At 42.9% G+C, this 23,492-nt stretch carries 16 protein-coding genes and 2 pseudogenes; 2 read left to right on the top strand and 16 right to left on the bottom strand.

All coding sequences use genetic code 11. The features are described 5' to 3' along the window. Window positions 1–9 precede the first annotated feature (9 nt). The 16 genes and pseudogenes from WKT11_RS02775 to WKT11_RS02700 form a co-directional block, all read right to left on the bottom strand. Entirely contained in the window at window positions 10–2,520 is a 2,511-nt protein-coding gene (locus tag WKT11_RS02775) for a type II secretion system protein (RefSeq protein ID WP_119243921.1), read from the bottom strand. Between the two features lie 17 nt (window positions 2,521–2,537). Then, on the bottom strand, window positions 2,538–4,184 hold the full coding sequence (locus WKT11_RS02770) for a type II secretion system protein (RefSeq protein WP_119243922.1): 1,647 nt from the start codon (window positions 4,182–4,184) through the stop codon (window positions 2,538–2,540). Window positions 4,185–4,370: 186 nt separating this feature from the next. Further along, window positions 4,371–5,363, bottom strand: coding sequence for a hypothetical protein (locus WKT11_RS02765; RefSeq protein ID WP_340282391.1), 993 nt, complete (start codon window positions 5,361–5,363; stop codon window positions 4,371–4,373). Between the two features lie 19 nt (window positions 5,364–5,382). Next, the gene (pilM, locus tag WKT11_RS02760; RefSeq protein ID WP_119243924.1) at window positions 5,383–7,014 is read right to left on the bottom strand and encodes a pilus assembly protein PilM; all 1,632 of its coding nucleotides are present in this window, start codon (window positions 7,012–7,014) and stop codon (window positions 5,383–5,385) included. A 125-nt stretch (window positions 7,015–7,139) separates the two neighbouring features. Further along, window positions 7,140–7,904, bottom strand: a complete 765-nt coding sequence (locus WKT11_RS02755) for a prepilin peptidase (RefSeq protein WP_340282390.1) — start codon at window positions 7,902–7,904, stop codon at window positions 7,140–7,142. 26 nt (window positions 7,905–7,930) lie between these two features. Continuing rightward, window positions 7,931–8,461, bottom strand: a complete 531-nt coding sequence (locus WKT11_RS02750) for a type IV pilin protein (protein WP_340282389.1) — start codon at window positions 8,459–8,461, stop codon at window positions 7,931–7,933. An 86-nt stretch (window positions 8,462–8,547) separates the two neighbouring features. After that, window positions 8,548–9,063 (bottom strand): type II secretion system protein, encoded by a 516-nt coding sequence (locus tag WKT11_RS02745; protein ID WP_119243926.1) that lies wholly within the window; start codon window positions 9,061–9,063, stop codon window positions 8,548–8,550. An 873-nt stretch (window positions 9,064–9,936) separates the two neighbouring features. Next, window positions 9,937–11,151 (bottom strand): type II secretion system F family protein, encoded by a 1,215-nt coding sequence (locus WKT11_RS02740; RefSeq protein WP_119243927.1) that lies wholly within the window; start codon window positions 11,149–11,151, stop codon window positions 9,937–9,939. A 55-nt stretch (window positions 11,152–11,206) separates the two neighbouring features. Next, window positions 11,207–12,271: a type IV pilus twitching motility protein PilT gene (locus tag WKT11_RS02735; RefSeq protein WP_119243935.1), complete on the bottom strand. Its 1,065-nt coding sequence runs from the start codon at window positions 12,269–12,271 to the stop codon at window positions 11,207–11,209. 106 nt (window positions 12,272–12,377) lie between these two features. Then, complete coding sequence (locus WKT11_RS02730; RefSeq protein WP_117843836.1) at window positions 12,378–14,072, bottom strand: GspE/PulE family protein; 1,695 nt, start codon at window positions 14,070–14,072, stop codon at window positions 12,378–12,380. Between the two features lie 512 nt (window positions 14,073–14,584). Continuing rightward, window positions 14,585–16,441 carry a C40 family peptidase gene (locus WKT11_RS02725; protein WP_243104071.1) on the bottom strand — a complete coding sequence of 619 codons (1,857 nt, stop codon included), beginning with the start codon at window positions 16,439–16,441 and terminating at the stop codon, window positions 14,585–14,587. 443 nt (window positions 16,442–16,884) lie between these two features. Then, window positions 16,885–17,472: a zinc dependent phospholipase C family protein gene (locus WKT11_RS02720; protein ID WP_117676107.1), complete on the bottom strand. Its 588-nt coding sequence runs from the start codon at window positions 17,470–17,472 to the stop codon at window positions 16,885–16,887. A gap of 267 nt (window positions 17,473–17,739) precedes the next feature. Next, a complete protein-coding gene (locus WKT11_RS02715) occupies window positions 17,740–17,958 on the bottom strand; it encodes a hypothetical protein (RefSeq protein WP_178760927.1) in 219 nt (72 codons plus the stop codon). A 24-nt stretch (window positions 17,959–17,982) separates the two neighbouring features. Beyond that, the gene (metA, locus tag WKT11_RS02710; protein WP_117676059.1) at window positions 17,983–18,915 is read right to left on the bottom strand and encodes a homoserine O-acetyltransferase MetA; all 933 of its coding nucleotides are present in this window, start codon (window positions 18,913–18,915) and stop codon (window positions 17,983–17,985) included. 37 nt (window positions 18,916–18,952) lie between these two features. Further along, complete coding sequence (gene ligA, locus WKT11_RS02705; RefSeq protein ID WP_118246942.1) at window positions 18,953–20,911, bottom strand: NAD-dependent DNA ligase LigA; 1,959 nt, start codon at window positions 20,909–20,911, stop codon at window positions 18,953–18,955. A gap of 88 nt (window positions 20,912–20,999) precedes the next feature. Further along, window positions 21,000–21,653: pseudogene (locus WKT11_RS02700) on the bottom strand (pseudouridine synthase); the annotation flags it as partial. A 194-nt stretch (window positions 21,654–21,847) separates the two neighbouring features. Between WKT11_RS02700 and WKT11_RS19955 the strand changes: the two are divergent. Together WKT11_RS19955 and WKT11_RS02695 are read left to right on the top strand one after the other, a co-directional pair. Then, window positions 21,848–21,913, top strand: a pseudogene (locus tag WKT11_RS19955) (DUF6783 domain-containing protein); the annotation flags it as partial. A gap of 60 nt (window positions 21,914–21,973) precedes the next feature. Then, window positions 21,974–23,422, top strand: a complete 1,449-nt coding sequence (locus tag WKT11_RS02695; RefSeq protein WP_340282377.1) for a polysaccharide deacetylase family protein — start codon at window positions 21,974–21,976, stop codon at window positions 23,420–23,422. Window positions 23,423–23,492 lie beyond the last annotated feature (70 nt).

Genomic DNA, 23,492 nt, shown 5'->3' with positions numbered 1-23,492 from the left:
TTTTCAACTCTATTCTTTTCTCCAGTTTTCATAAGTAACACAGTCAGCCAGATCATAAGTATCCAAAACACGTCCACTGTCCGTTGATTCATTCGATGTATTACTATTTCCGAGAACATATTTGTCACCCTCCCAGAAGAAACTCTTCGGTGACATATTTTCATCAGATGCCATCTGTGCCTGGAATACTTTGGCAGCCTCTAACGGAGCAGATTCAAGACTTGCTCCCGAACCAAGAGTAATTCTTCCTTTTGCCATGATAATTCCCTGAAAATGAACCCCAGGTTCAATTACTACATCACCGGTACATACAACAAGTCTCAGCTTATCCACCATGGCAGAAGTAATGATTAAAGGTTCATTTGTTCCGTTAACAGTCGTTTCTGATTCTGTACCGTCTGCACTCTTTACCTTAAAAGTACTGTATTCTCCATTATGTGCCATGATTGCCTGAAGACCGTCATCTTTTGCACCCGCTTCAAATGTAAATTTCAGAGTTCCGGGCTGTTTTTCCTGAAGAAACTGTATCATCTCTTTTTCATTAACCATATTGTCAAAAACGCCTCTGCTGCTGTCCGTCTCATCATGTGTAATTCCATCTGAATCTTTTACTTCCTTATTTAAAAGATCCACACTGGTGATCATCTTTCGATTCAATGCATACCACATATTCTGATAATTCTTCTGTTCCTGCAAAAGAGCCTGAGAAACTTCTGCACTGGTAGCAGTAGTCATATTTCCCTGTGCACCTGTTCCACCTTCTGTCGCTTCTCCGCCCTCATAAGAGAGAACATTTCCGTTTGTGACATAACGGATATAATTCTTCATGTCCTTCACTTTAATTCCACTGTTGGTATTGCTGAAATAGAAAGATAGATATTTATCCAGATTTGTTTTCACAGTAGAATTATTCATATAATAATTATACATAAAATCTGAAGCAGCACGGTTTCCTTCACTTGTATTGCTGAAATTCAGATAAAAATATACATATCCTTCATCCGCATTATTGTTATAAAAAACTTCCTGCACAGGTCTCTGAGAATCCACACCGATTTCATTGAGTGTTTTATTTCCAAGCTCTGCTGATGCAGTATCCATTTTTAAAGGAATCGAATCCATCTGCATCAGACCACTTTCTTCATAATCTGAATAAGACATTGGATTCTTAATATCCATATCCGGCGTCTTTAATCCGGAGGTATCAATCAGTTCCGGCGGAAGCAGATATGCAAGCTGTGTCCCCTTCACGGTAATACTTTCGCCCATCATAACATCATTTGAATTACTTGTCCCACTGACAGGTCTTACATCCGATGTACCAATGTAGCTTCTTCCTGCAAGCATCAGCTTTCGAACGCCAGACAGATCTAACGTCGTACTTTTTCCATTGATCACAATTGAACTGCTAAGTGCAGTATCACTCCACTTCCCATCAGCGGCATCATACATATAGTCATTCTTTGAGTTTCTGGCAGATTCCGGATATCCATATCCATAATACTCACCCTGAATCATTACTCTACTGCTATTTCCTGATTCTATCGTTAGGTCATCTGAGAAATAGGTAGTTCCCAGAAGATTTACCTGTGCAGAAGATAATTTCACACCTTGTGCCCAGAGTGTCACTCCTGTCTCACTGGTAAACGTTGCATTCTGATCCGTATAAATCTCACCTGCGCTGACAACTTTATCACCGCTTTGAATATCCAGATTTGCCCCGGACTGAACCCAGATACTCGTCCGTGGATTCTTTTCCAGAATCGTGTTATCTGTAATATTCTTTAAAATACCAGAGTAAATACTTCCTGATATTGTAGTCGTCTCATTTCCCCCGGCCTTACAGATAATGCCTTTATCGGCAACAACAATCATATTCATAAGATCCGGAAGCGTAGACGGTGTCGGGAACTGTACTTTCGGAATTCCAAGACGGATATCGGTTTCTATTATTGAAGCATATCCCTTCGGGTCAACATAGATTACTTTCAGATTTTTTAACAAAATTCCACTTTTTTTATCCTTTGTCATTACAGGTGTTTTGTCAGACGGTGTAGTAACGATCAGTGTTTCTTTTGTGGAATCAAACTTTTCGCTGTTGTTAAGATCAAGATAATCTGTCAGATGTTCCAGGTTATATTCATTCTGATTTGTTCCGTTTTTTAACCTGCCAGCCAGTTTTTTGATAAACTCATCTATAAAATCGCTCTGTCTTTGCTTGTCAAGCACTATATCTGTTGAATCCGCATCTTTGTTATAGGTTTCCAGAACCTTAATATATGCTTCAGACATGGAATCACCCACGTCTTCCTGTAAACCTACACGGATTTCCTCAATCGCCCGCTCAGCTGTGTAAAAGCTGTCTTTGCCTTTTAAATCTGTGATCTTCATCTGAAAATTACTCAATGCCATATACAGAACAAGAAGTCCGAGAATTCCGATAAAAGCTACCGCAATAATCACAGTAATCAGCGAAAAACCTTTATTCTGTTTTCTGGCTGTATCTTTCCAATCGTTCATATCTTTACTCCCTGTTATCAATTCTCTTTCGCTCCGTCAAGGCTTGCTACCAGATCCTCTTTCGGAAATCCCTTTGCAGCCGCCCCTGCTTTATAGACATCCACTGTCGCAGTATAGATTCTGTCTGTTTCTATCTTATCATCCAGACCGTTGTAGCTTAGAATCTGCTTTGCAGCGGCTCCGGTCTTCTTTCTGTCATTACGGCCATCTTTCGTAACAGCCTGATAAGTCAGCTGCATCTGGCTGATCTTCGGGCGGGTAAGAATTTTGTCAAAATCACTGATATTATAATCAAGATTTGTTCTTAACTTTGTCTGTGCCTTGTAAAGGCTGGGGTTTGTATTCCAGTTTGTCTGTTCCAGCTTGACCGGAGATTCTTTAACCGTCAAAGACATACGATAGGAATTCTCCTGCGCAGAAGTTGGCGTATTCTCTTCCTCATCTCTTTGTTTTGTTACATATACATTAGCCGTATAGTTATCTGTATTCTCAATAACTATTCGGTCCAGAGGCTTCGTACTGCTTTTTGATTCATAATTCGGATAATAAAATACATAAAGATTTTTCAGTTTTGTGTCAGCTTCTGAACTGTAGAATGTCCAGTAAGCACTCTCATATGTGCAGAAACATCCGCTGACTTTACCATTTTCTGACTGCCCATGGCACGGACAGATATCCATTCGCTCATATTTATTTCCGCCCTTTTTCACATAATCATATGTATTCAGGACATACTTCGCTTCTGTCTTAATTGTTCCGCCGCTCTCTCCAATCTTCACATAAAGCGTTCTCTTTGTCTGTGCATAAATATCTTCCGTACTCAGCTTTTCTGTCGGCCTTGGATATTGTGAAGTAAATTCCTCCGTCAGCCTTTTCTGCTCTTCCTCGGACGCTCCGCGGATATAATCAGCCAGATCCTGAGCCCATAACTTCTGCGCTGCCTGAAGCTGTTCTGTTGCAATCACATTCATCGCATTCTCATCCCAGTTTTTACCCATGATCAGGAATGCATTTGTCTTCGTATCCAGCTTCGAAATATTCGGAGCCAGATAATCATTCTTTCCTTCTTCATTATTCGTGGCTGTTTTTTTCTTATATCCGGAACTTCTTCCTCCGTCAAACTTCACCAGCGCATCAAATGTCTCATGATTATTTGTTACATTTGTAAGTTCAAAATAATATTTTCCTGCATTATCTCCTGTTTTTCTGGGATTAAATTCATAGGTTACGCCATTATCCTTAGAAATAACCGATGCAGTTACCCTCGATGTATTATCTCCATCCAGAGAATTATAAAGACGTACATCTTTATACTCATCTCCATCTTTCACAATTTCCCTCACACCAATGGAATTCGCTTCTCCGGTATTAATTCTGCTATTGTCCGAATTAAGAAAAGATAGTCTTGACTGACCGGTAAGAACATCGATCGGATAATTAAATGCCAGAGACACATCCTCAAAATCTTTGGATTTAATCTCCTCCATGATATTCTGTGCCACCGTAGTTGCCTCCAGATATAGATTTGATTTCTTGTTGATTCTCTGTGAGGTAACAAAGCTCTGAAGAAGCACCGCCGCTGCTATGGAAAAAATACTGACCGCAACGATCACTTCGATCAATGACATACCTGCATTTGATCTTTCCCTTCTTTTACTGTCCATCCCGATGCTCCCTCCTGTCTTTTTTATCATTTATCTGCAAGATTATTTCTACAATGTTGAAATTTCTCATAAAATCTTTTCAAAATTATACTTTCATTCCGTATTTTTTATTTCGTACAGGAATCCATCATTTCCTAAAAATGCAAATAGAGGGGCCCTCTACCTCTCCCCTCTAACATACTTTCCTTATTGTGCCTGTGCGGCGCTATCAGCAGGGGCTGCTGCATCCTGCGTATTTTCTCCTTCCTGACTGTTGGTATTCTGGCCGTCAGCGCCAGTATCGGAAGCCGCCTGGTCTGTCGTGCTGTCTGCACTCTGTGCATCAGCTGTCTCTGCGGCTTTCTTTTTACTCTTTTTGCTTTTCTTACTCTTCTTACCAGACTCAATAGTACCGAAAATATTGCTGGTTCCGTACGCCACACTTCCTGCATCCGGCTCAGTGTAAGTCTTGCCGGTTCCTGCCATGGAGAACATATTGACGGTAACACTTCCTGTAAGATTTCCGGTAGTGGAGTCAAAGGAAGCATTTACATTGTCCAATGTCATCCTGCCTGTCTGGTCAGCCAGATAGTCGACCATATCCTTAAGGCTGGCATAGGTTCCTGTAAACTGCATGGTATCCTGTGTCCGGTAGAGTACAGGACTGGTGAACACACTGTTCAGATTCTCCACTTCTGCATCAGAAGCAGCCTGACGCTCTTTCTCTCCTATTACATCTGTGCCCTCGATTTCATCAAGCTGAGACTGGATCTGATCATTTGCCTGCTCTGAGAGAGTCTGGTCTGGCAGACCTGCCAGAGGGTCTTCTGTACTTCCGTCCAGGGAAGCCACAAACTCTCTTGTGCCCAGACCTACATTGGAGATCTGCATATCCAGGGAGTTCTCCATATTCATAGAAAGTACGATTCCGTCTTCAGGACGGATATCTGCCGGAAATGCAGATGTATATTCGCTGACCTTTGCATTGATATCTTCTGTCTCCTGCAGATAAAAATCCCTGTCTGCAGCCAGCTTCAACAGGTCATCCAGCCTTGTCTTCAAAGGTTCGGTTGATGCCTGGATGCTCTGTGCCTCTTCCATCTGCGGTCTGTATCCGAAGAAATATCCTGCTACAAAAACACCTACTCCAAGAAACATCAGCAGTATTTTTTTATCACGCATAGAAATATTCATGTCCATAATTAATCCTGCCTCCCTATCATTCCTCAGAACTGTCCAGCGGTGCCGGATCTGAATATGTACAGAGTACACTTAAGGATACTGTTCCATCCTCAGCCTCGTCAATTCCTGTAGTGGTTACAGTAGACAGGCTCTCAAAGGTACGAAGCTGCATGATCGTGTTTGCTGCTGCTGATTTGCTTCCCACACGCATGGAAAAGCTGACCTGCGTTCCCGTAGAGCTGAAGTTCTCTACTGTGATATCCGAAGGCATTTTCTCCTCCAGTTCTTCGATAAATGTCTTAAGTCCCTCATTGGGGGTATTTGTATACTGATACATATTCTGATAATTGTCATACTGTGCCTTTGCATTGGTATAGGCACTGTAAATCTCCTCAATGGAGCTCTCTTCTGAGATTCTCTGGTTCAGCCGCTCCTGCTCATGCTGCTGATAAATACGGTTTGCATATCCTGCAGCTGTCAGTACAACTCCTGCCACTGTTCCCACCACACAAATAATGATAGCACCGCTTAAAGTTTCTTTTTTCTCATTCTTCTTTCTGTTAACCTTGTCCATCAGGTTTACGCCTGAAGTGCCCGGTGAAAGAACTGCAGCGTAAAGACAGACTTCCTGTGTATCCCTGCTGGCAGGCAGGGCAAAATTCTTAAACTCCTGTAAAACGTCCACCTGCTGTCCCAGCTCATTGGTGAGAAGCTGCATCAGCCCCTTTACCTGAGCCCCAAGACCGCAGCATACAATGGAATCAAAATTTGTATCCGTATGGCGGGAAATATAATAATCCATAATACGGGAAATATTTCCGATCAGGTATCTGAGACTCTCTGTCACCTCAGCTCTGGCAGTTTCCAGCTTTCTGTCCTCATCAGAGATTTCTTCGTCAAAAGACTCCATATCAAGGAAAGGATTGATACATTTTCTGCTGCAAAGCACATCCAGAGCCTCATTCGCATCCAGCCTGTCCCCAAACTCAGGGAATGCTCTCACTGTCTCTGCCGCACTGTCCACACCATAGTTAATATTACGCTGTAGGGTCAGTTCACCGTCCCGGATAATCGTAATGCTGGTTCCCGTATATTCCACCTTAACCAGAATATGAGTTCCTTTTGCATACTCATCCTTTACCGAATGATAAATACTGTCACCTGTGTAGGTGATCCCTGTCATTGTCAGTCCTGCATTCTCCGCAAACTCACTGTAAGCTGCTGAGATTGCTTTGGGAGCAGCATAAACCATCAGATGATACTGCTTTGTTTCTTCCTTCCCATCCTCAGATTTCTGACTTTCCACATCGACCACACTGTAGGACAGCACATACTTGCTCACATCAATGGGAAAATAATCTGTGGCATTTGCCTCTACGATGCTCTGTATTCTGTTTGCCTTCACAAAAGGGATACGGACTTCCCTGCTCGCGATTCTGGTAGAACCTGTGGCAAAATATACTTTCTTTGTCTTAATCTTTCTCTGGGAAAGCTCTGCCTTAAGATTCTCTCCGAGAGTTTTCGTATCACGGATCTGTCCATCCTCCACAGCCCCCTGGGGTGCCGGTATACAGAAACAATTATAAATCCTTCCCTTTTTTCCACGTACTTCAACTTCCGCAACTCTGATCTGAGATGCCTCTGCCTCTATACTCAAAATTTTCGCCATTTGTATTTTCCTCCGTATGAGCCGCTGCCCTCTGCAGACAACCGCCCTTTTTCAATTACAAAAATAAATTTTAACAGATAAAACATCTTAAAACTCATTTTTCTAACTGAAAAGTTTTATGATTTTCAGTTAAAAATTAATGACAGATACCAGCTGATCCACCTGTTTCCCCACAAAGCAGCCAGCAAAATCCCGGCTGACAGATAAGGACCCATGGCAAGCATACGCCCTGCCTTCTTCCTCACCATGCGGATAATATGAACCACAGAACCAATAATACATCCCAGCACAAAAGCCAGCAAAGTCAGCTTCCATCCAAGAATCAGACCACAGGCAAACATCAGCTTAATGTCACCCCCGCCGATTGCTCCGCCGCCACTGACCAGATAAAGAATCTCCAGCACACCGCTGACACAGATCATCCCAATCAGATGCTCTGCCAGATTCCCCCTGTCAAGCACAGCCATTGCAATCCCAAGAACAAACAAAAACACATTGATCCCAAACGGAATCTCATACGTCCGCCAGTCAATCACACTCAAAACCAGAAGAGCCGACGCCATAAGGCAATAAATCACGCTACTCCACACCAGTCCATTAACAGCAAATATCACCACATAGAGGATGCCATTGACACCCTCTATGATCGGATACTGAACTGAAATTTTTGATTTACAGTTACGACACTTACCACCTAACACCAACCAGCTAAACACCGGCACCATATCATACCACCGAAGCTTCTGCCCACAGGTCATACAATGGGAGGGGGCTGTCACCACCGACTCCCCAAGAGGGAGTCGATAGATACAGACATTCAGAAAACTACCGATGGTGATGCCGAATATGAAGATTGTTATGTATGGGATTGTGTCTAGGAAAAAAAGCATAGGTTAATCCTTTCAACTATAATATATTATTTCTGATTTTCACTACCAGCAGCAGGAGTTGTAGTTGCTTTACCAGCAGCATCAGCAAAAGATTTTGGCGAATATGTAACAGTTGTATTACCATCTTTATCAACAACAATGGTTGCAGTTACAGCTTCGACTGGGTTACCGCTAACGCCATCTGCACCATTTAACCATTTTTTTGATTTCAGTCTTGTACTTGCATAATCAGCTATTGTATCACTAATAATTTTTTTCTGATCAGTGTTTGCATCTGCACCATCAATCTTAAATTCAACATCTTTTGTAGTAGAAATTGTGATCGTATATGTTGCCTTTTTCAAATCATTAGCTGGATCTGCTGCATATACCTGTACTGCTCGTACCATTTCATCCATATTAGCTGTATCTGCTGATTTTCTGGATTTTTCTACATATTTTGTATACTGTGGTGCAAGTAAGCCAACTAAGATTGCAAGAATTGCAACTACAATTACGAGCTCTACTAATGTAAAATCTTTATTATCTTTTTTCTTTCTGTTAAATAATTTTAACATATTACTATCTCCTTAATTTTCATTATATACAAGATAGTAACATCGTTCATGCACAGCAAAGAATTGTTATGCATTCATCGAAAAGCTTATTTTGCTTTCTGTGTACTTAAATCTTTAATTGCTTCAGGAGTATATGTTACAGTTGTAGCACCTTCTGAATTAACAATAATCTGTGCACTTATGCTTCCATCCGTTGCTGCTCCTGTTACTTCTTTCCACTTTTTTGATTTTGTTACAGTAGATGAATAACTATCATTAATAAACTCTTTTATTGCATCCTCAACTTTAGTTGCGTCTGCACCATCACCTGTTGCAGCAATAGTTGTACCTTTTTTATCATCTCCTGCTGCTTGCTTAATAGTAATTGTATATGTACCAGCTGGAATGCTTTCACTAGCATCTGCTGCCGCTACTTCTACTGCTTTAACCATATTTTCAAGATTAGTAGCATCCGCAGCTTTTCTGGATTTCTCTACATATTTTGTATACTGTGGTGCAAGTAATCCAACCAGAATCGCAAGGATAGCGATTACGATAACCAACTCAACAAGAGTAAATCCCTTGTTATCTTTCTTTTTTCTGTCTTTCAGAAATTTAAACATAACTCATTCTCCTTCAAAATTAATTTAATTCTTTTCAATCCGGATAGAGTCATATCGTGTCGAAAGATACAAGAGCAGCACATCATATATGCCAGACAATATATTCAACTTTTCGATGAATACATAACTCTCCTGTTGCTGTCACCACGAATGTCACTATCCGGTGATTGATTCAACGAGCGAGAACCCTGATGGGCTCTCCACCCCCCCCCCTGTAAAAATCGCTTTTCCAGGAGGGAGGGAGTTATGTTTATAAACTCGTTATTCAGTTTTCATGTTACAATTTTGTTTCTCACTTCCGGTTCAGGAAAAACCTTCCCGTTATCAGGAATCCAGTCACTGCCAATACTAGCTCCGGGATATAAATATATTTATCTGCATCTGCAGGAGACTTAGTCATACTTGGCATTTGGGAATCTGCGTTATTCTGCGAAAAAACTCACTGTCTGAGCGAAGCGAGTTATGAGGTTTTCGCAGAATGCTTTTAGCAGATTTCCAAATGCTTAGTATGACTGGCTCCGAAGCCGTAGATAAATATATTTACATCCCGGAGCGTCCACCTGACAGCATATTCCTTCAGATAATCTCAGCCTTTCTCTCACCGTATAATTAAATCACTAAAATCCCGCTTTTTCCACGCGCCCCCTTCCATATCTTACAAGAAAACACGACATTTCCATGATTTCTATGATGAACACAGCCCCCTATGCAAACTGTGATACATCCAAATTTGGTTATTTCAGCAACTTTTAATGCGGTTGCCACTCGCAAATGATCCTTTAATCATCCAAACAATCAGATATCTAAGATAATTTAATTTCTTTTTATCCATTTCAGACTATAATCTACATGCACTGTATAATTAAATTTTTATTACAGATTATCCAGCCCATTATACATAGCCCCAATCGGTGAAACCACCGCCACAACCAGCGTACCAACCACAACAGCCATAAACACAATGATCAACGGCTCCATAGCCGCCAGTACACTCTGGGTAGTCATCTCCACCTCTTCATCATAGTAATCCGCTAGCTTCTCCAACATGTCCTCAATATTACCTGTCTCCTCACCGATCCCTGTCATATGACACACCATAGGCGGGAAGATTTTTGAGGCTGTCAGCGGTTCTGACAGCGGAATACCTTTCATTACCTCCTCACGTGCTTTCAACAGCGCATTTGTGTAATGGATGTTATTGACGATCTTTGACACTGTCTCCAGTGCATCAATCGTGGAGATACCCGACGACAACAATGTGCTCATTGTCCTTGCAAACTGTGCGCAGGCAGTCTTCACTGTCAGCTTGCCAAACAAGGGCATCTTCATCTTCACCTTATCGATGGCAAGTCTGCCCTGTTCTGTCTTGTAGATCATCTTATATGCCACGATCACCAGAATGATCAGTGCAAGAATCATATACCAGTGTTCTGTCATCCACTTACTGGTGTTCATAACCCACATAGTGATCCCCGGCATCTCCACATCCAGGTCTGCAAACATATCAATAAAGATGGGAATAACGAACAGAAGCATAACAGCCACAACACCGATCGCTGCAATGACCAGAATAATCGGATAGATGGTTGCCTTTCTGATGGTTGCCTTCAATTTGGCTTCCTTCTCAAACTGTACTGCCATTCGTGTGAAAGCCATCTCAAGGCTTCCGGAGTTCTCACCTGCCTCTACCATATTGATAAGCATTGGCGGAAAAATATCTGACTGGCCTCTCATGGAGTCTGCCAGTGTATTTCCCTTCTCCACACTGAGAAGTACCTCTGAGATAGCGCGCTTCAGCCATTTGTTCTCTGTCTGTTCCGAGAGCATCTGCAGGGCTTCCTTCATCGGGACACCTGCCTGTGTGATGCTGACGAACTGACGGCAGAATACACTGAGATCTCTTGGCTTTACTTTCTTTCCTATGGAGAAATCTATCTCTTTGTTCATGGCGCCCTGTTCTTTTACAGAGACAGGGATCAGCCCGTCGTTTTTCAGGATATCTATAACTTTCTCTCTGGTGTCAGCCTCAATATTTCCTTTTTTCTCTTTTCCCTTTTTATCTACTGCCACGTAGGTAAAACCTGGCATTTTATCACTTCTTTCTCTCAGTCAGGCTCAGAGTGTCTGCCAGATCGGGTTTCTGTCAGAAGTCAAAGCTGACTTTTTTGTTCATGCTGACCGGATCCTGGGCATATGTCACTGCATTATCCCCATCGATCAGTTTTCTCATATATAAGTCATACAGTGCATCATCCATTGTCTGCATTCCTGCACGTCTGTTGGTCTGCATCACAGAGGATATCTGATAGGTCTTGCTCTCCCTGATCAGGTTTCGCACTGCATTATTTGCAAAAAGTATTTCAAGTGCAGCCACACGGCCGTTTCCATCTGCTTTCTTAAGAAGCTGCTGGGATACAACGCACTCTAATACAGAGGCAAGCTGTATCCTTATCTGCTGCTGCTGATTTGGCGGAAATACATCAATGATCCTGTCAATGGTCTTGTCCGCACCAATGGTATGCAGGGTGGAGAATACTAAGTGACCGGTCTCCGCTGCTGTGATCGCTGTGGAGATAGTTTCCAGATCTCGCATCTCTCCTACCAGGATAACATCCGGGTCTTCACGCAGTGCAGCCCTCAGTGCCTGTGCGTAACTCGTTGAATCACTGCCGATCTCCCTCTGGTTAACCACTGACTTGTCATGTCTGTGAAGATATTCAATCGGGTCCTCCAGAGTGATAATGTGATATGGATAATTCCTGTTTATCACATGGATCAATGAAGCCAGTGTAGTTGATTTCCCGCTTCCTGTCGGTCCTGTTACCAGAACGAGGCCTCTTTTCCGCGAGGTCATCTCCACTACCTCTGCAGGAATACCAAGATCCTCAGGTTCCGGGATATTGAAAGGAAGGCTTCGCATAACGGAAGCAAGTGTTCCTCTCTGTTTAAATACATTTACGCGGAAACGTCCCACACCTGAGATGGCATATGCAAAGTCTGTCTGTCCGTTATTCTGCAGTTCTTCTCTGTGACGGACATCCATCAGGGGCATGAGAATGTCTTCAAGCATCTGAGGAGTCAGGCGTTCTCCCTCTATGGGAGACAGCACACCATCGATTCTGTAACTGGGCGGTCTGCCGGTTGTCAGGTGGATATCGGAAGCCTTTACCTTCACTGACTGTATCAGTATTTCATCTAAATCATACATATTTCCTAATCTGCCTCGTAACTCCCTGTGATCTCCGGAGGACTCCGGTTCCGCAGGAATTCCTTCTATATTAATAGTCGTAAAATTAATAATCTGTGAGTCTCGATCACTCATAAGATGCCTTGAGCATCTCTTCCACAGAGGTGGTTCCATTCAGCACATAGCTGATACCATTATCTCTCAGTGTGCGCATTCCGCTGTTTCTGGCTGCGCGTTCCAGTTCTTCTGTTGTCCCATTCTCTGCGATCAGGTCACGGATCTCGTCATTGACCTCCATGATCTCGAATACACCGATACGCCCGTAATATCCTGTATGGCTGCAGAAATCACAGCCACAGGGTTCGTAGACATTTACTTCCTCCTGTGTATTCATTCTCAGAACTCTCTTCTCCTCAGAGGTTGCAGGGCGCATCTTCTTGCAATGGCTGCACAGCTTGCGCACAAGGCGCTGTGCAATAACTCCCACAACAGAATCTGCGATCAGATATCTCTCCACTCCCATGTCCGCCATACGGTTCAGAGTACCTACTGCATTATTTGTATGCAATGTAGAAACAACCAGATGTCCTGTTATGGAAGCCTGTACTGCAATAGCAGCAGTCTCCCTGTCTCGGATCTCACCGATCATAATGATGTCCGGATCCTGACGTAGGATAGAGCGAAGAGCTGACGCAAAATTCAGTTCTACCTTATTGTTGACCTGTACCTGATTTATTCCCTCAATATCTGCCTCCACAGGATCCTCTACTGTGACGATATTGACCGCTTCTTTATTTAATTCACTTAATGCTGTATACAGGGTAGTGGATTTACCGCTTCCTGTCGGTCCTGTTACAAGGATGATCCCGAAAGGACTGGCCAGCATATGGTTGAAACGTTCCATCTCATCGGGTGGAAGTCCCAGTTCTTTCTTGTTACGTGTAAGATTCAGTTTGGAAGAGATTCGCATTACAATCTTCTCTCCATGTACGGTCGGAAGAGAGGAAATACGGATATCATAGTCCTGTCTGTCTACCATAATAGACATTCGGCCATCCTGCGGTTTCCTTTTCTCTGAAATATCCATACCGCCAAGAATCTTGATACGAGTGGAAATTGCTGGAAGAAGACTATTATCATAGACCATTCGCTCATAGAGCGCACCATCAATCCTGTAACGGACACGAACTTTGCTCTCAAGCGCTTCAATATGAATGTCGCTGGCTCTCTGTCTGATCGCCTGCTCCAGTAAAGAACGTACAAGCTGTACGATAGGTGCATCGCTTACGTCTGCATCTGTGTCCTCATCTGCTGTATTTCCACGAAGCTGTGCTCTCTCCTGTGTAAATCGTCTGGCTGCATCCAGTGTCTCTGATGCACCGTAGCATCTGTCGATTGCTGCCAGTACATCCCTGGTAGATGCGATATACGGCTCTACCTGCAGATTCGTTACAATGGAGATATCATCAATGGCCGCCATATCCATAGGGTCTGCCATTGCAAGATGAAGGATATTCGCATTGTACGGGTCAAGTTCAAAAGGAATACAAGTGTATTTCTTAAGCAGATCAACACTGACCAGTCCTCTGACTTCCTTCGGAATTGTCACACCTGTCAGCTGGACTACCTTAAGGCCTAACTGCATCTGAAGTGCACGTACGATCATGTCTTCTGTGATAAATCCGTTATCTACCAGGACTTCACCGATCTTCTTGCCGCTTCCCTTCTGTAATGCAAGGGCTTTCTTTAATTCATCTTCAGTTAATACATTCTGCTTGATGAGCAGGTCACCAAGTCTCATTCGTTCACGTCTTAATGCCATCTATGCGTCTCTTTTCCGAATTTAGCAATGCCCTGTTTCTGATACGGCTAAGCTGCCTGCATACCGATCACTCATACTTCCAGGTACGCTAAATGCTGTATCTAATATATATCAAATACAGCAGAAAACCGGAATCATATTATAGACATTACTATTCTCTTATCTTCAGATTTTTATGCTACTGTCCACTTCGTTCTCAGTAACATTTTTATTGATTTAAACTTAATATATCTTGTACAGTTTGTCAATTTTTGTTTCCCTATTTGCACATATTTTTCACATTTTCCAGACATATCCCGCAGATTATCAGGCAAAAAGCTCAAATTTAGCTTTAACGTTTCAGTTCTAATGCTGATGGTTTATTCCGGAAATATATAGAAAGCGCAAAAAGGCAAAAGCCCTGGGCAGTAAGTTCTGTCAGGCGCTTTTGCCTTTCTTATGCTATTTAATTTCCGAGCAGTTATTCGGTGTAGAGCCACGTAGTGAAAGCGGTTTTCGAATATCCGATTGACTTATTTCGCCTTAAATACTGCAACATCCTCTGTAGACAGGTCAATCTTATCAGAAATAATAGATATTGTATTTGAAGAAGAATCCGGTGCTGTCAGTCCTGTTGCGGAAGAGCTTGCAGAACCGCTGTTCTTCATTGCATCCTGCAGGGTATTGCTTACGGTTACATTTGAACTGAAGATATCTGTGCCGGAACTGATTGCTGTGCTGCTGTTCTGCATCTCCTGTACCTGCTCAGAAGTCGGATAGAAGGATGGCTGACGGATATATCTGAAGCTTGCACTATATGCTTCACCTACCGTTACACCATTCTTTCCGGAAGAACAATGTACTGCGATCCAGTCACCTGCGTCTGTCTTACCACAGAGAATACCTACATGGTTATCGCTTCCTGCTTCTGGTCCTTTCTGGAATACGAGATCGCCAGGCTGTGCATCTGCTTCGCTTACTACGTTTGCTTTCTCCCACTGGTCTGAAGTTCCGTCTCCTACGGCTTCCTGCATAGCTTTTTCCTGATATCCGTTGATTACTGCCCAGGTAACAAAACCGCTGCAGTCCAGACCATATGCACGAATTGTACCGGTACTCTTGCTTCCTTCAGCGGATACTGTCTCAGATGTTCCCCAGCTTGGATCATCTCCGATTACTGTGGATTTACCACCCCAGAAATATCCAACCTTACCAACCAGTGAATAAGCTGCGGAGATAACATTTACTCTCTCCTCAGAAACATCATCACCAACGCTCTCACGGACGAAGCCATTTGCCGCTGTTACAACCGCGCACAGAAGCTTGCAGTCTGTTTCTACATATTTCTTAAGAATTGTACGGTCTTTCTTGGCAATTTTATTCTTCTTGATATAGTAGTTGATCTTACGGTTACCGTATGTAACGTGAGTAATATTCTGCTTGTCTCTTACGATTGGATTCATCTCTGCGAAAATCTTCGCCAGATCTTCCTTACAAGAGGAATCAAGTGTGAATTCTGTCTTGCCGTCTTTGCTCTGCTGGTATACATATACTGCAAGGATATCCTGCCAGTTTCTTACCAGAAGACTGTCTGCGGATGTGGTGGTCTTGCTGCCGTCAGTGTCGCTGGCATCTGAAACTTTATTCTTCTCTTTATATTCTTTCTCGATTTCATCCATAACAGTGGCAAAATCATCTGAGAAAGTCAGGTTGTAATTGCTCTTTAAGCTGTCCAGATAGAAATCCTTACCGGCATGGATATTAGATGCATAGTATACCGGAGTTCCAGTCTGCGCTGTGCCGGTGGTATTATCTGTAAATGAATTGTTTGTGTTGCTGTTTGTATTATTCTTCTGCTGTTCTTCTAACTGGGCAATCTTAGCCTCTGCCTGAACCAGAAGATTATAATTTGAAACCTGTGCTTTCTCTTTATCAGAAAGGGCATTGTAAGCTGTACGGATACTCTGAACAATAGATTTCTTCTCCAGAGTTACTTCCTGCGCATTCAGTTCAGTAATTCTTTTGATCACATCCTGTGCTGCCGCTGTAATCTGATCTGCCGGTGTCGGTGTAGGGTCTGCCGGTGTAGGCGTTGGGTCTGCCGGTGTCGGTGTAGGATCCACCGGTGTCGGAGTCGGGTCTGCAGGAGATGGTGTCGGATCTACAGGATCCGGAGTTGGGTCTACCGGTGCTGGTGTCGGGTCTGCCGGTGTCGGTGTAGGAACTTCAGGTTCTGAACCAAAGTCGCTGGAGTCGCTGAAGTCTGAACTGCCGCCTTCTGATGTATATGCAGGTACTTCCTCCGCTGCAAGTATGGACGCAGGACCTGATAATACCATACCTGACATCAATGTCAGACATAAGAACTTGGTAAGATACTTGTTTTTCATATATCTAAATTGCTCCCTTCTTACTCTAAGCATGTCCTTATCCCCCTGTCAGTAAGGGCATACTGTTTATTCTTTCCTATCACTCAACAGCATTAATTATGCTGTTTGTAAGTTTATTTATATTTTTTACTAAAACATTAACCTGTTTTATTCTAGCATAATCATTTTGTGAAATCAACCGCTGTGGCCGGTCAATTTCCTCATTTAACCAAAATTCATTTTTTCGTCACATTTTAACCAAAGCAGGTTATGAGCAAGTAGCAAAGCGGATTGCGAATTCATCTTCTTTCAAATAAACCGCGGAGCGGTTATTTGGTATAGAGCCACACAGCGAAGCGGATTGCGAATATTGGTCGCGCACAAAGAGACTGTGTGTAAAAAAGCTGTGCAGAAATTTCTTCCGCACAGCCTTTCCTTATTTTATCAGCATGTATTTTTTCGCTTCAGGCTGCCTGTGCAGTCTTTGCAAAACTCTGTCCGATGCAGATCTGTACCAGCCCCTGGATTACCTGAAAACACATATTCAGAATGAAGCGAATATCTTCTTCCACACAACGAAGTTTATTAAGATATCTCTCATGATTTGCCTCAATATAATCGACCAGTGTGGAAAAATCCGCAAAACGTATCGCAGGTTCCAGATATTTATGTGCTTCTCCCTGCTGTATACAGGCTTTCAGTCTGTTCTTGAGCACTTTCTCATAATGGTTATGCTGAGCAAGTGTGCCCGTATATGTCTTATTATGAGGAAAGGTAAAATAATCCGCCATATAGTGGATCACTTCGCCGAACCGACGCCAGTAAACTCTCTGGTTGCTCTCATCCAGTCTGACATCCGCCAGTTCTCTCATTCTTCTCTTGACATCCTCAAATGTTCCGTAGAACTCATGTCTCTTAGTAATGAAAGACGGCTTGATATCCGGCAGAATGCTGCCCAGGCAGAAAGCCTTTCTGTGAGACTGCAGGCTTGCTGTGGTCTGCATCTGATCCGCAAGATACCTTGCTAATAAAATATGTGATTTTTTACGCAATTTTCTTCCTCTTTCTTTCTTGTGAGAAACTATTGTCCGAATCTGCAGCAGATGTTTCAATTTACTGTTTCATAAGACATCCGGATAAGTGCTGGTCATCTGGATATCCGAGTATAAAAATGTATGTTTTGAAGCATTTTGTTACCGATTGAGTGAACAATAACTAACTATAACCAACATAGTATACTATAACAGGTTTATACATAATATTCAAATAAAAATTTTGTAAAATCTGCTCCGGCCGATTATTGCGTTACTGCTTATTGCTTATTCTGATAATTGTCTTAATAATTCCAGATCGCTGTTTTTCACCTTGAGATTTGTCTCGATTTTCTCTCCTTCAGGAGTGGTAAATACAATCTCAATAATGCTTCCCTCTCTGATTCCCTTGCGTGAAACCGCCTGACAGAATGCAGGGAATTTCGGATGGTTTCTTTTGAAGGTGTTCCATGCACCTGTAAACTTCATCATATTTCTAATATTCATTGTATCAGATATCCTTTCTGCCCTTTAAATCTCGCTGAAATCCGGTGTTCCGTACAGGTCGAATGGAGTGCTCTGATATACATAATAATTCAGCCAGTTTGTATAGAGGTTGTTTGCATGAGCTCTCCACATAAGAAGTGGTCTGTTCTCCGGGTTATTGTCTTTGTAATAGTTCTCAGGTATCTCTATCGGAAGATTTTTGCTGACATCTCGCTTGTATTCTCCGTCAAGTGTCACGCGGTCATATTCCGGATGTCCCATTACGAAAATCTTGCGGCCACCATCTGCCATTGCGAGGAAAAGTCCTGCTTCTTCTGATTCTGCAAGTACTGTCAGTTCTTTACAGTTATGGATATCTTCGATTGGCACTTCGGTGTGTCTGGAATGTGGTGCAAGGAACATATCGTCAAAGCCTCGTACCAGCGGGATCTTACGATTCAGCACTTTATGCCAGAAAAGGCCGAACATTTTTTTATCCAGTTTACGTTTCTTCAGGCCATAGTGATGATAAAGTCCAGCCTGGGCAGCCCAGCACAGATAAATCGTAGATGTCACATGATCATTCGTCCAATCCATAATCTCTGCCAATTCGTTCCAGTAGTCCACTTCTTCAAACTCCATCTGCTCTACCGGCGCACCTGTGATGATCATTCCATCATACTTATTATCCTTTAACTCCGGAAATGTCTGATAAAATTTATTCAGGTGACTCATGGAAGTATTCTTGGATTCATGGCTCTGTACCGCCATAAATGTTACATCCACCTGAAGCGGTGTATTGGAAAGAGAACGAAGGAGCTGAAGCTCTGTCTCCTCTTTCAGAGGCATCAGATTCAGAATAAGGATCTGAATCGGGCGGATATCCTGATGGGACGCACGGGATTCATCCATTACAAAAATATTTTCTTTTTCCAGAATTTCTTTTACGGGCAGATCACCCTGTATTTTAATTGGCATTTTTCTTTTCTCCTGTTGTCTTATTTTTTATTTACACTCACTGCTGTGCCATCTTAAGGAAGTCTTTCTCCGAAAGAATCGGAATTCCCAGCTCCTTAGCTTTCTTATTCTTGGAAGAATTAGAAGTCGTATCATTATTGATCAGGTAATTCGTCTTAGATGTCACAGAGCCTGTAACCTTGCCTCCCAGTGATTCAATAAATTCCTTCGCCTGCGCTCTGTTTGCAAAATGTTCTACGCTTCCGGTGATAACGAAATTCATGTTCCGGAAAATCTGCTCACCGGTCTTTTCTTCTTTCTTGATGGTCAGATAGCTCATCAGATGATCCAGTTTCTTATTATTCTCTTCTTTTGCAAAATAATCTGTCAGGCTTCTGGCAATCACCGGTCCAATAGTGTCAATGGAGCTGACCTCTTCTTCATCCGCATGGCGGATTTTCTCCAGGTCATCATCAAAATGGCGGCAGATTACTTTTGCATTCGCAAGTCCGATATTTGCAATTCCCAGACTGTAGATTACTTTTGCCAGAGTCGTCTCTTTTGCCTTATCCAGGCTGGCGATCAGGTTCTCAAAGGATTTCTCCCCGAATCCATCCATCTCTACGATCTCATCTCTGTGTTTCGCAATCTCAAAAATATCTCCGAAATCATGGATAAATCCTCTGGCAATAAATTTCTCCAGTGTCGCTTCAGACAATCCATCTATATTCATGGCATCTCTGCTTGCAAAAAGGGCAAAGGATTTAATCTTCTTGGCTGCGCAATCCGGGTTTGTGCAATAAAGTGCTTCTACATCATTCACCTTCTGAATCTCTGTGGCATGTCCACAGGCCGGACAGGTTTCCGGTATCTCCAGTTTACTGCTGCGGGTAAGATTCTCTGCAATCTGTGGAATGATCATATTCGCCTTGTACACCGTGATTATATCCCCGATACCGAGTTCCAGTTCTTTTACGATGCTGACATTATGCACACTGGCACGGCTGACAGTTGTCCCCTCCAGTTCAACCGGTTCAAAAACCGCCACCGGATTGATCAGACCGGTTCTTGACGGGCTCCACTCAATTTCCAAAAGGTGCGTTTCTTTGATCTCATCTGCCCATTTAAAAGCAAATGCATTTCTCGGAAACTTCGCGGTTCTTCCCAGGGAATCTCCGTATGCAATGTCATCATAAAGTGCCACCAGGCCGTCTGACGGGAAATCATTCTCTGTAATCGCTGTCGAAAAATATTCCATCGCTTCATCCAATGTAGCACCAGTCACTACCCGGTATTCAACCACATCAAATCCCTGTTCTTTCAGCCACTCAAACTGTCTTTCTCTTGAGTTCCGGAAATCTACATTCTCTGCGCTTACAAGCGCGAACGCATAGAATCGTACATTTCTGCGAGCTGTGATCTCATTGTTGAGCTGACGTACGGATCCGCTGCATAAGTTTCTGGGATTTTTATATTTGGCATCTACATCCTCTATCGACTCATTGATCCGTTCAAAATCGGAATATGTGATGATTGCTTCCCCACGAAGTACAAGTCTTCCCTGATAAGGAATCTTGAGCGGAACATTCTTAAATACTCTGGCATTATTTGTGACAACCTCACCTACTACACCATTTCCACGAGTGACAGCTTTTGCAAGTTCACCATTTTCATAAGTAAGAACGATCGTCAGTCCGTCCAGTTTCCATGACAGAAGCGTTTTGTGTTCTCCCATGAAGTCCCGCAGGACCTCTCTGTCTTTCGTCTTATCCAGAGACAACATCGGTGACTCATGCTCTTCTTTCGGAAGCTGGTCAACGGCTTCGTACCCTACGCTGATGGTTGGACTGTTTGCCAGAATGGTTCCGGTTTCCTTTTCCAGTGCCTGTAGCTCGTCGTACATCTGATCGTACTCTCTGTTGCTTATGAGTTCTATATCCTGCTGGTAATACGCCTTTGCTGCTTTGTCCAGTTTCTGCACCAGCTCTTTCATTCGCGTGATTGCTGCTGTTTCCATTGTATCCTCCTGTTTCGATCACTGTTTCGCTGGAAGAAGATACCAGCAAACGGTTCAGTTCTTCCCATTCCCTGGCAGTGATCTCTCTGTATTCGCCTTCTTTAATTCCATCCAGAGTCAGATTCATAATTCTGATTCTCTTTAACTTCTGTACTTCGTATCCCAGATACTGACACATTCTGCGGATCTGCCGGTTCAGTCCCTGAGTCAGGATAATCCGGAAGCTGCATTCTCCCGTCTGTACTACCTTACACGGTCTTGTCACCGTATCCAGAATCGGAACTCCCCTGCTCATTCTGCGGATAAATTCTTTATCTAAAGGCTTGTTTACTGTAACAAAGTATTCTTTCTCGTGATAGTTACCTGCACGCATGATCTTATTTACCAAATCGCCCTCATTTGTCAAAAGCAGCAGCCCCTGTGACTCCTTGTCCAGTCTGCCTACAGGGTAGATCCGTAAAGGATAATCCAGGTAATCTGTCACTGTTGTTTCCTGGCGCTGTTGTTTCGTGCTGCACACGATTCCTCTGGGTTTATTAAAAAGAAGCATTACTTTTTTTTCATTTTTATGGACAGGTACATTGTCTATACAGATTTCATCTTCTGTGCTTACCTTCTGACCGCTTACAGCTTTCTGGCCGTTCACAGTGATCCTTTCTTCTTCGATCATCCGGTCCGCCTCACGTCTGGAGCATACACCCGCCTCGCTTAAATATTTGTTAATTCTGATTTTTTCGTTCATTTTTCTATTATATAATTTTTTTCCCGTCTTATCAACGGGGAAATAAACCAAAATTTGCCAAGGGGGATTTACCTTGTATTTTGTCGTTCTTTATTGTATGATAGGGCTAGCACAGTGTGTTTGAAAATTACTTTTCGCAAATATACCGCAAAGTTACCATGCATCCGTAAGGAGCTGCCAGTGGCAGATCCTGTAGGTGGGGTGTTCAGATTGCGGGGTTGATTTTTCAAACACGCTCTAAGGTTGTTGGATTTATCTGACTCCGTAAAATGCCGGATATTTCACCACAGCCTTATTACAACTACACAAAGGAGGCTTTTATGTCAGGCCATTTACCACGTACAAACCGCTGGCTGATCCTGCTTTCCATTGTTCTGTGTCTGATCTTCGGAGGAATTTTTACCCGTTCTTCTGCTGGTCCTTCACAGGTCAGCGCAGACAGTGATGCCGGAGTTTTTGTATCAGAAGATCAGGATTCTTCGGAGTTTTCTTCTGAAGGAACAGTGGCTGATAATAATGATAATTTTACAGATATTTCTTCCGATAGGTCCGATGATCTTTCACTTGACAGTTCAGATAATGCTTCGGCAAAAAATTCAACCGACAATGCATCCGAAACATTATCTGAATCTACAGAAGAAAAATCTGGCAAAAGCTCACAGAAAAACTCTTCAAAGAGTTCTTCCGCGGCTTCATCAGGCGGTCCTGCATTAAGTTCTGATATCTCAAAAGAGGCATCAAAAGGTCACTGGGCTTCCAGCGGAAGTAACTGGATGTTTCTTGTAAACGACAAGCCATATACCGGCTGGCTGACCGACACTGATGGCAAGCAATACTATATGGATGACACCGGAATCATGCAGACAGGCTGGATCGATATCGGAAAGAAACGATATTATTTCGACATGGATGGTATTTTGCAGACCGGGACTATTAAAGTTGATAAAAAAACTTATGAACTGAATGCGGACGGATCACTGAAAGATTATGTTCCAGCGAAGGATTCTTCTGAGAAATCCAGGAAATCTTCCAAAAATTCGGATTCCAGGAATTCGGAAAGTTCCGGCAGCTCCGGCAAAGAGGCAGATGCCTCTGGCAGTTCCCGTAACTCCGATACTTCTAAAGGAAACAATACTTCTAAAGAAAACGATACTTCAACAACCCAGAAGGCAATCGCCCTTACATTTGATGACGGGCCAGGTTCCTTTACCAACCGTCTTCTGGACTGTCTGGAACAGAATAATGCCAAGGCTACTTTCTTTATGGTCGGCACTGAGATTGCCAGTTTTCCGGATGAGGTGAAACGTATGAAGGAGCTGGGCTGTGAACTTGGAAATCATACCTATGATCATACTGAGCTGACAACTTTATCTGCTGATCAGATCAGTTCAGAAATTGCTAAAGTGGATGAGCAGCTCGTCAATCTGACGGGCCAGGGAGCATCTGTTGTCCGACCACCTTATGGTTCCGTCAATGATACTGTTAAGGCTGCAATTGGAACACCTATGATTCTGTGGTCTATCGATACACTTGACTGGAAGACACTTGATGTCGAATCCACTGTAGAAGAAGTTATGAACAATGTAAAAGATGGTTCTGTTATCCTGATGCATGATATTTACAGTACTTCTGTAGACGCTGCTGAGATTCTGATTCCGCAGCTGATTGAAGACGGATATCAGCTTGTGACAATACACGAGCTGGCCGCACTGCATCAGACAGAATTATCCGGTGGAAATACATACAGTGAATTTCATAATGCTTCTTAGTTTATCATTATTACAGCACAAAAAATACTGCCTATCATCATTTTCCGATGAGTGGCAGTATTTTTTATTA

Source organism: Blautia sp. HCN-1074, assembly GCF_037890165.1.
Lineage (GTDB): Bacteria > Bacillota > Clostridia > Lachnospirales > Lachnospiraceae > Blautia_A.
Note: the sequence above shows the minus strand (reverse complement) of the source record. Positions and strands in the feature narration are given on the sequence as shown.

Excerpts from the sequence above, each read along its gene's own strand:
- WKT11_RS02775 (WP_119243921.1), bottom strand. The coding sequence starts at position 2,520 with ATGAACGATTGGAAAGATACAGCCAGAAAACAGAATAAAGGTTTTTCG.
- ligA (WP_118246942.1), bottom strand. The coding sequence starts at position 20,911 with ATGGAAACAGCAGCAATCACGCGAATGAAAGAGCTGGTGCAGAAACTG.
- pilM (WP_119243924.1), bottom strand. The coding sequence starts at position 7,014 with ATGGCGAAAATTTTGAGTATAGAGGCAGAGGCATCTCAGATCAGAGTT.
- WKT11_RS02740 (WP_119243927.1), bottom strand. The coding sequence starts at position 11,151 with ATGCCAGGTTTTACCTACGTGGCAGTAGATAAAAAGGGAAAAGAGAAA.
- WKT11_RS02745 (WP_119243926.1), bottom strand. The coding sequence starts at position 9,063 with ATGTTTAAATTTCTGAAAGACAGAAAAAAGAAAGATAACAAGGGATTT.
- WKT11_RS02750 (WP_340282389.1), bottom strand. The coding sequence starts at position 8,461 with ATGTTAAAATTATTTAACAGAAAGAAAAAAGATAATAAAGATTTTACA.
- WKT11_RS02735 (WP_119243935.1), bottom strand. The coding sequence starts at position 12,271 with ATGTATGATTTAGATGAAATACTGATACAGTCAGTGAAGGTAAAGGCT.
- WKT11_RS02715 (WP_178760927.1), bottom strand. The coding sequence starts at position 17,958 with ATGAATATTAGAAATATGATGAAGTTTACAGGTGCATGGAACACCTTC.
- WKT11_RS02725 (WP_243104071.1), bottom strand. The coding sequence starts at position 16,441 with ATGAAAAACAAGTATCTTACCAAGTTCTTATGTCTGACATTGATGTCA.
- WKT11_RS02765 (WP_340282391.1), bottom strand. The coding sequence starts at position 5,363 with ATGGACATGAATATTTCTATGCGTGATAAAAAAATACTGCTGATGTTT.
- metA (WP_117676059.1), bottom strand. The coding sequence starts at position 18,915 with ATGCCAATTAAAATACAGGGTGATCTGCCCGTAAAAGAAATTCTGGAA.
- WKT11_RS02730 (WP_117843836.1), bottom strand. The coding sequence starts at position 14,072 with ATGGCATTAAGACGTGAACGAATGAGACTTGGTGACCTGCTCATCAAG.
- WKT11_RS02755 (WP_340282390.1), bottom strand. The coding sequence starts at position 7,904 with ATGCTTTTTTTCCTAGACACAATCCCATACATAACAATCTTCATATTC.
- WKT11_RS02770 (WP_119243922.1), bottom strand. The coding sequence starts at position 4,184 with ATGGACAGTAAAAGAAGGGAAAGATCAAATGCAGGTATGTCATTGATC.
- WKT11_RS02695 (WP_340282377.1), top strand. The coding sequence starts at position 21,974 with ATGTCAGGCCATTTACCACGTACAAACCGCTGGCTGATCCTGCTTTCC.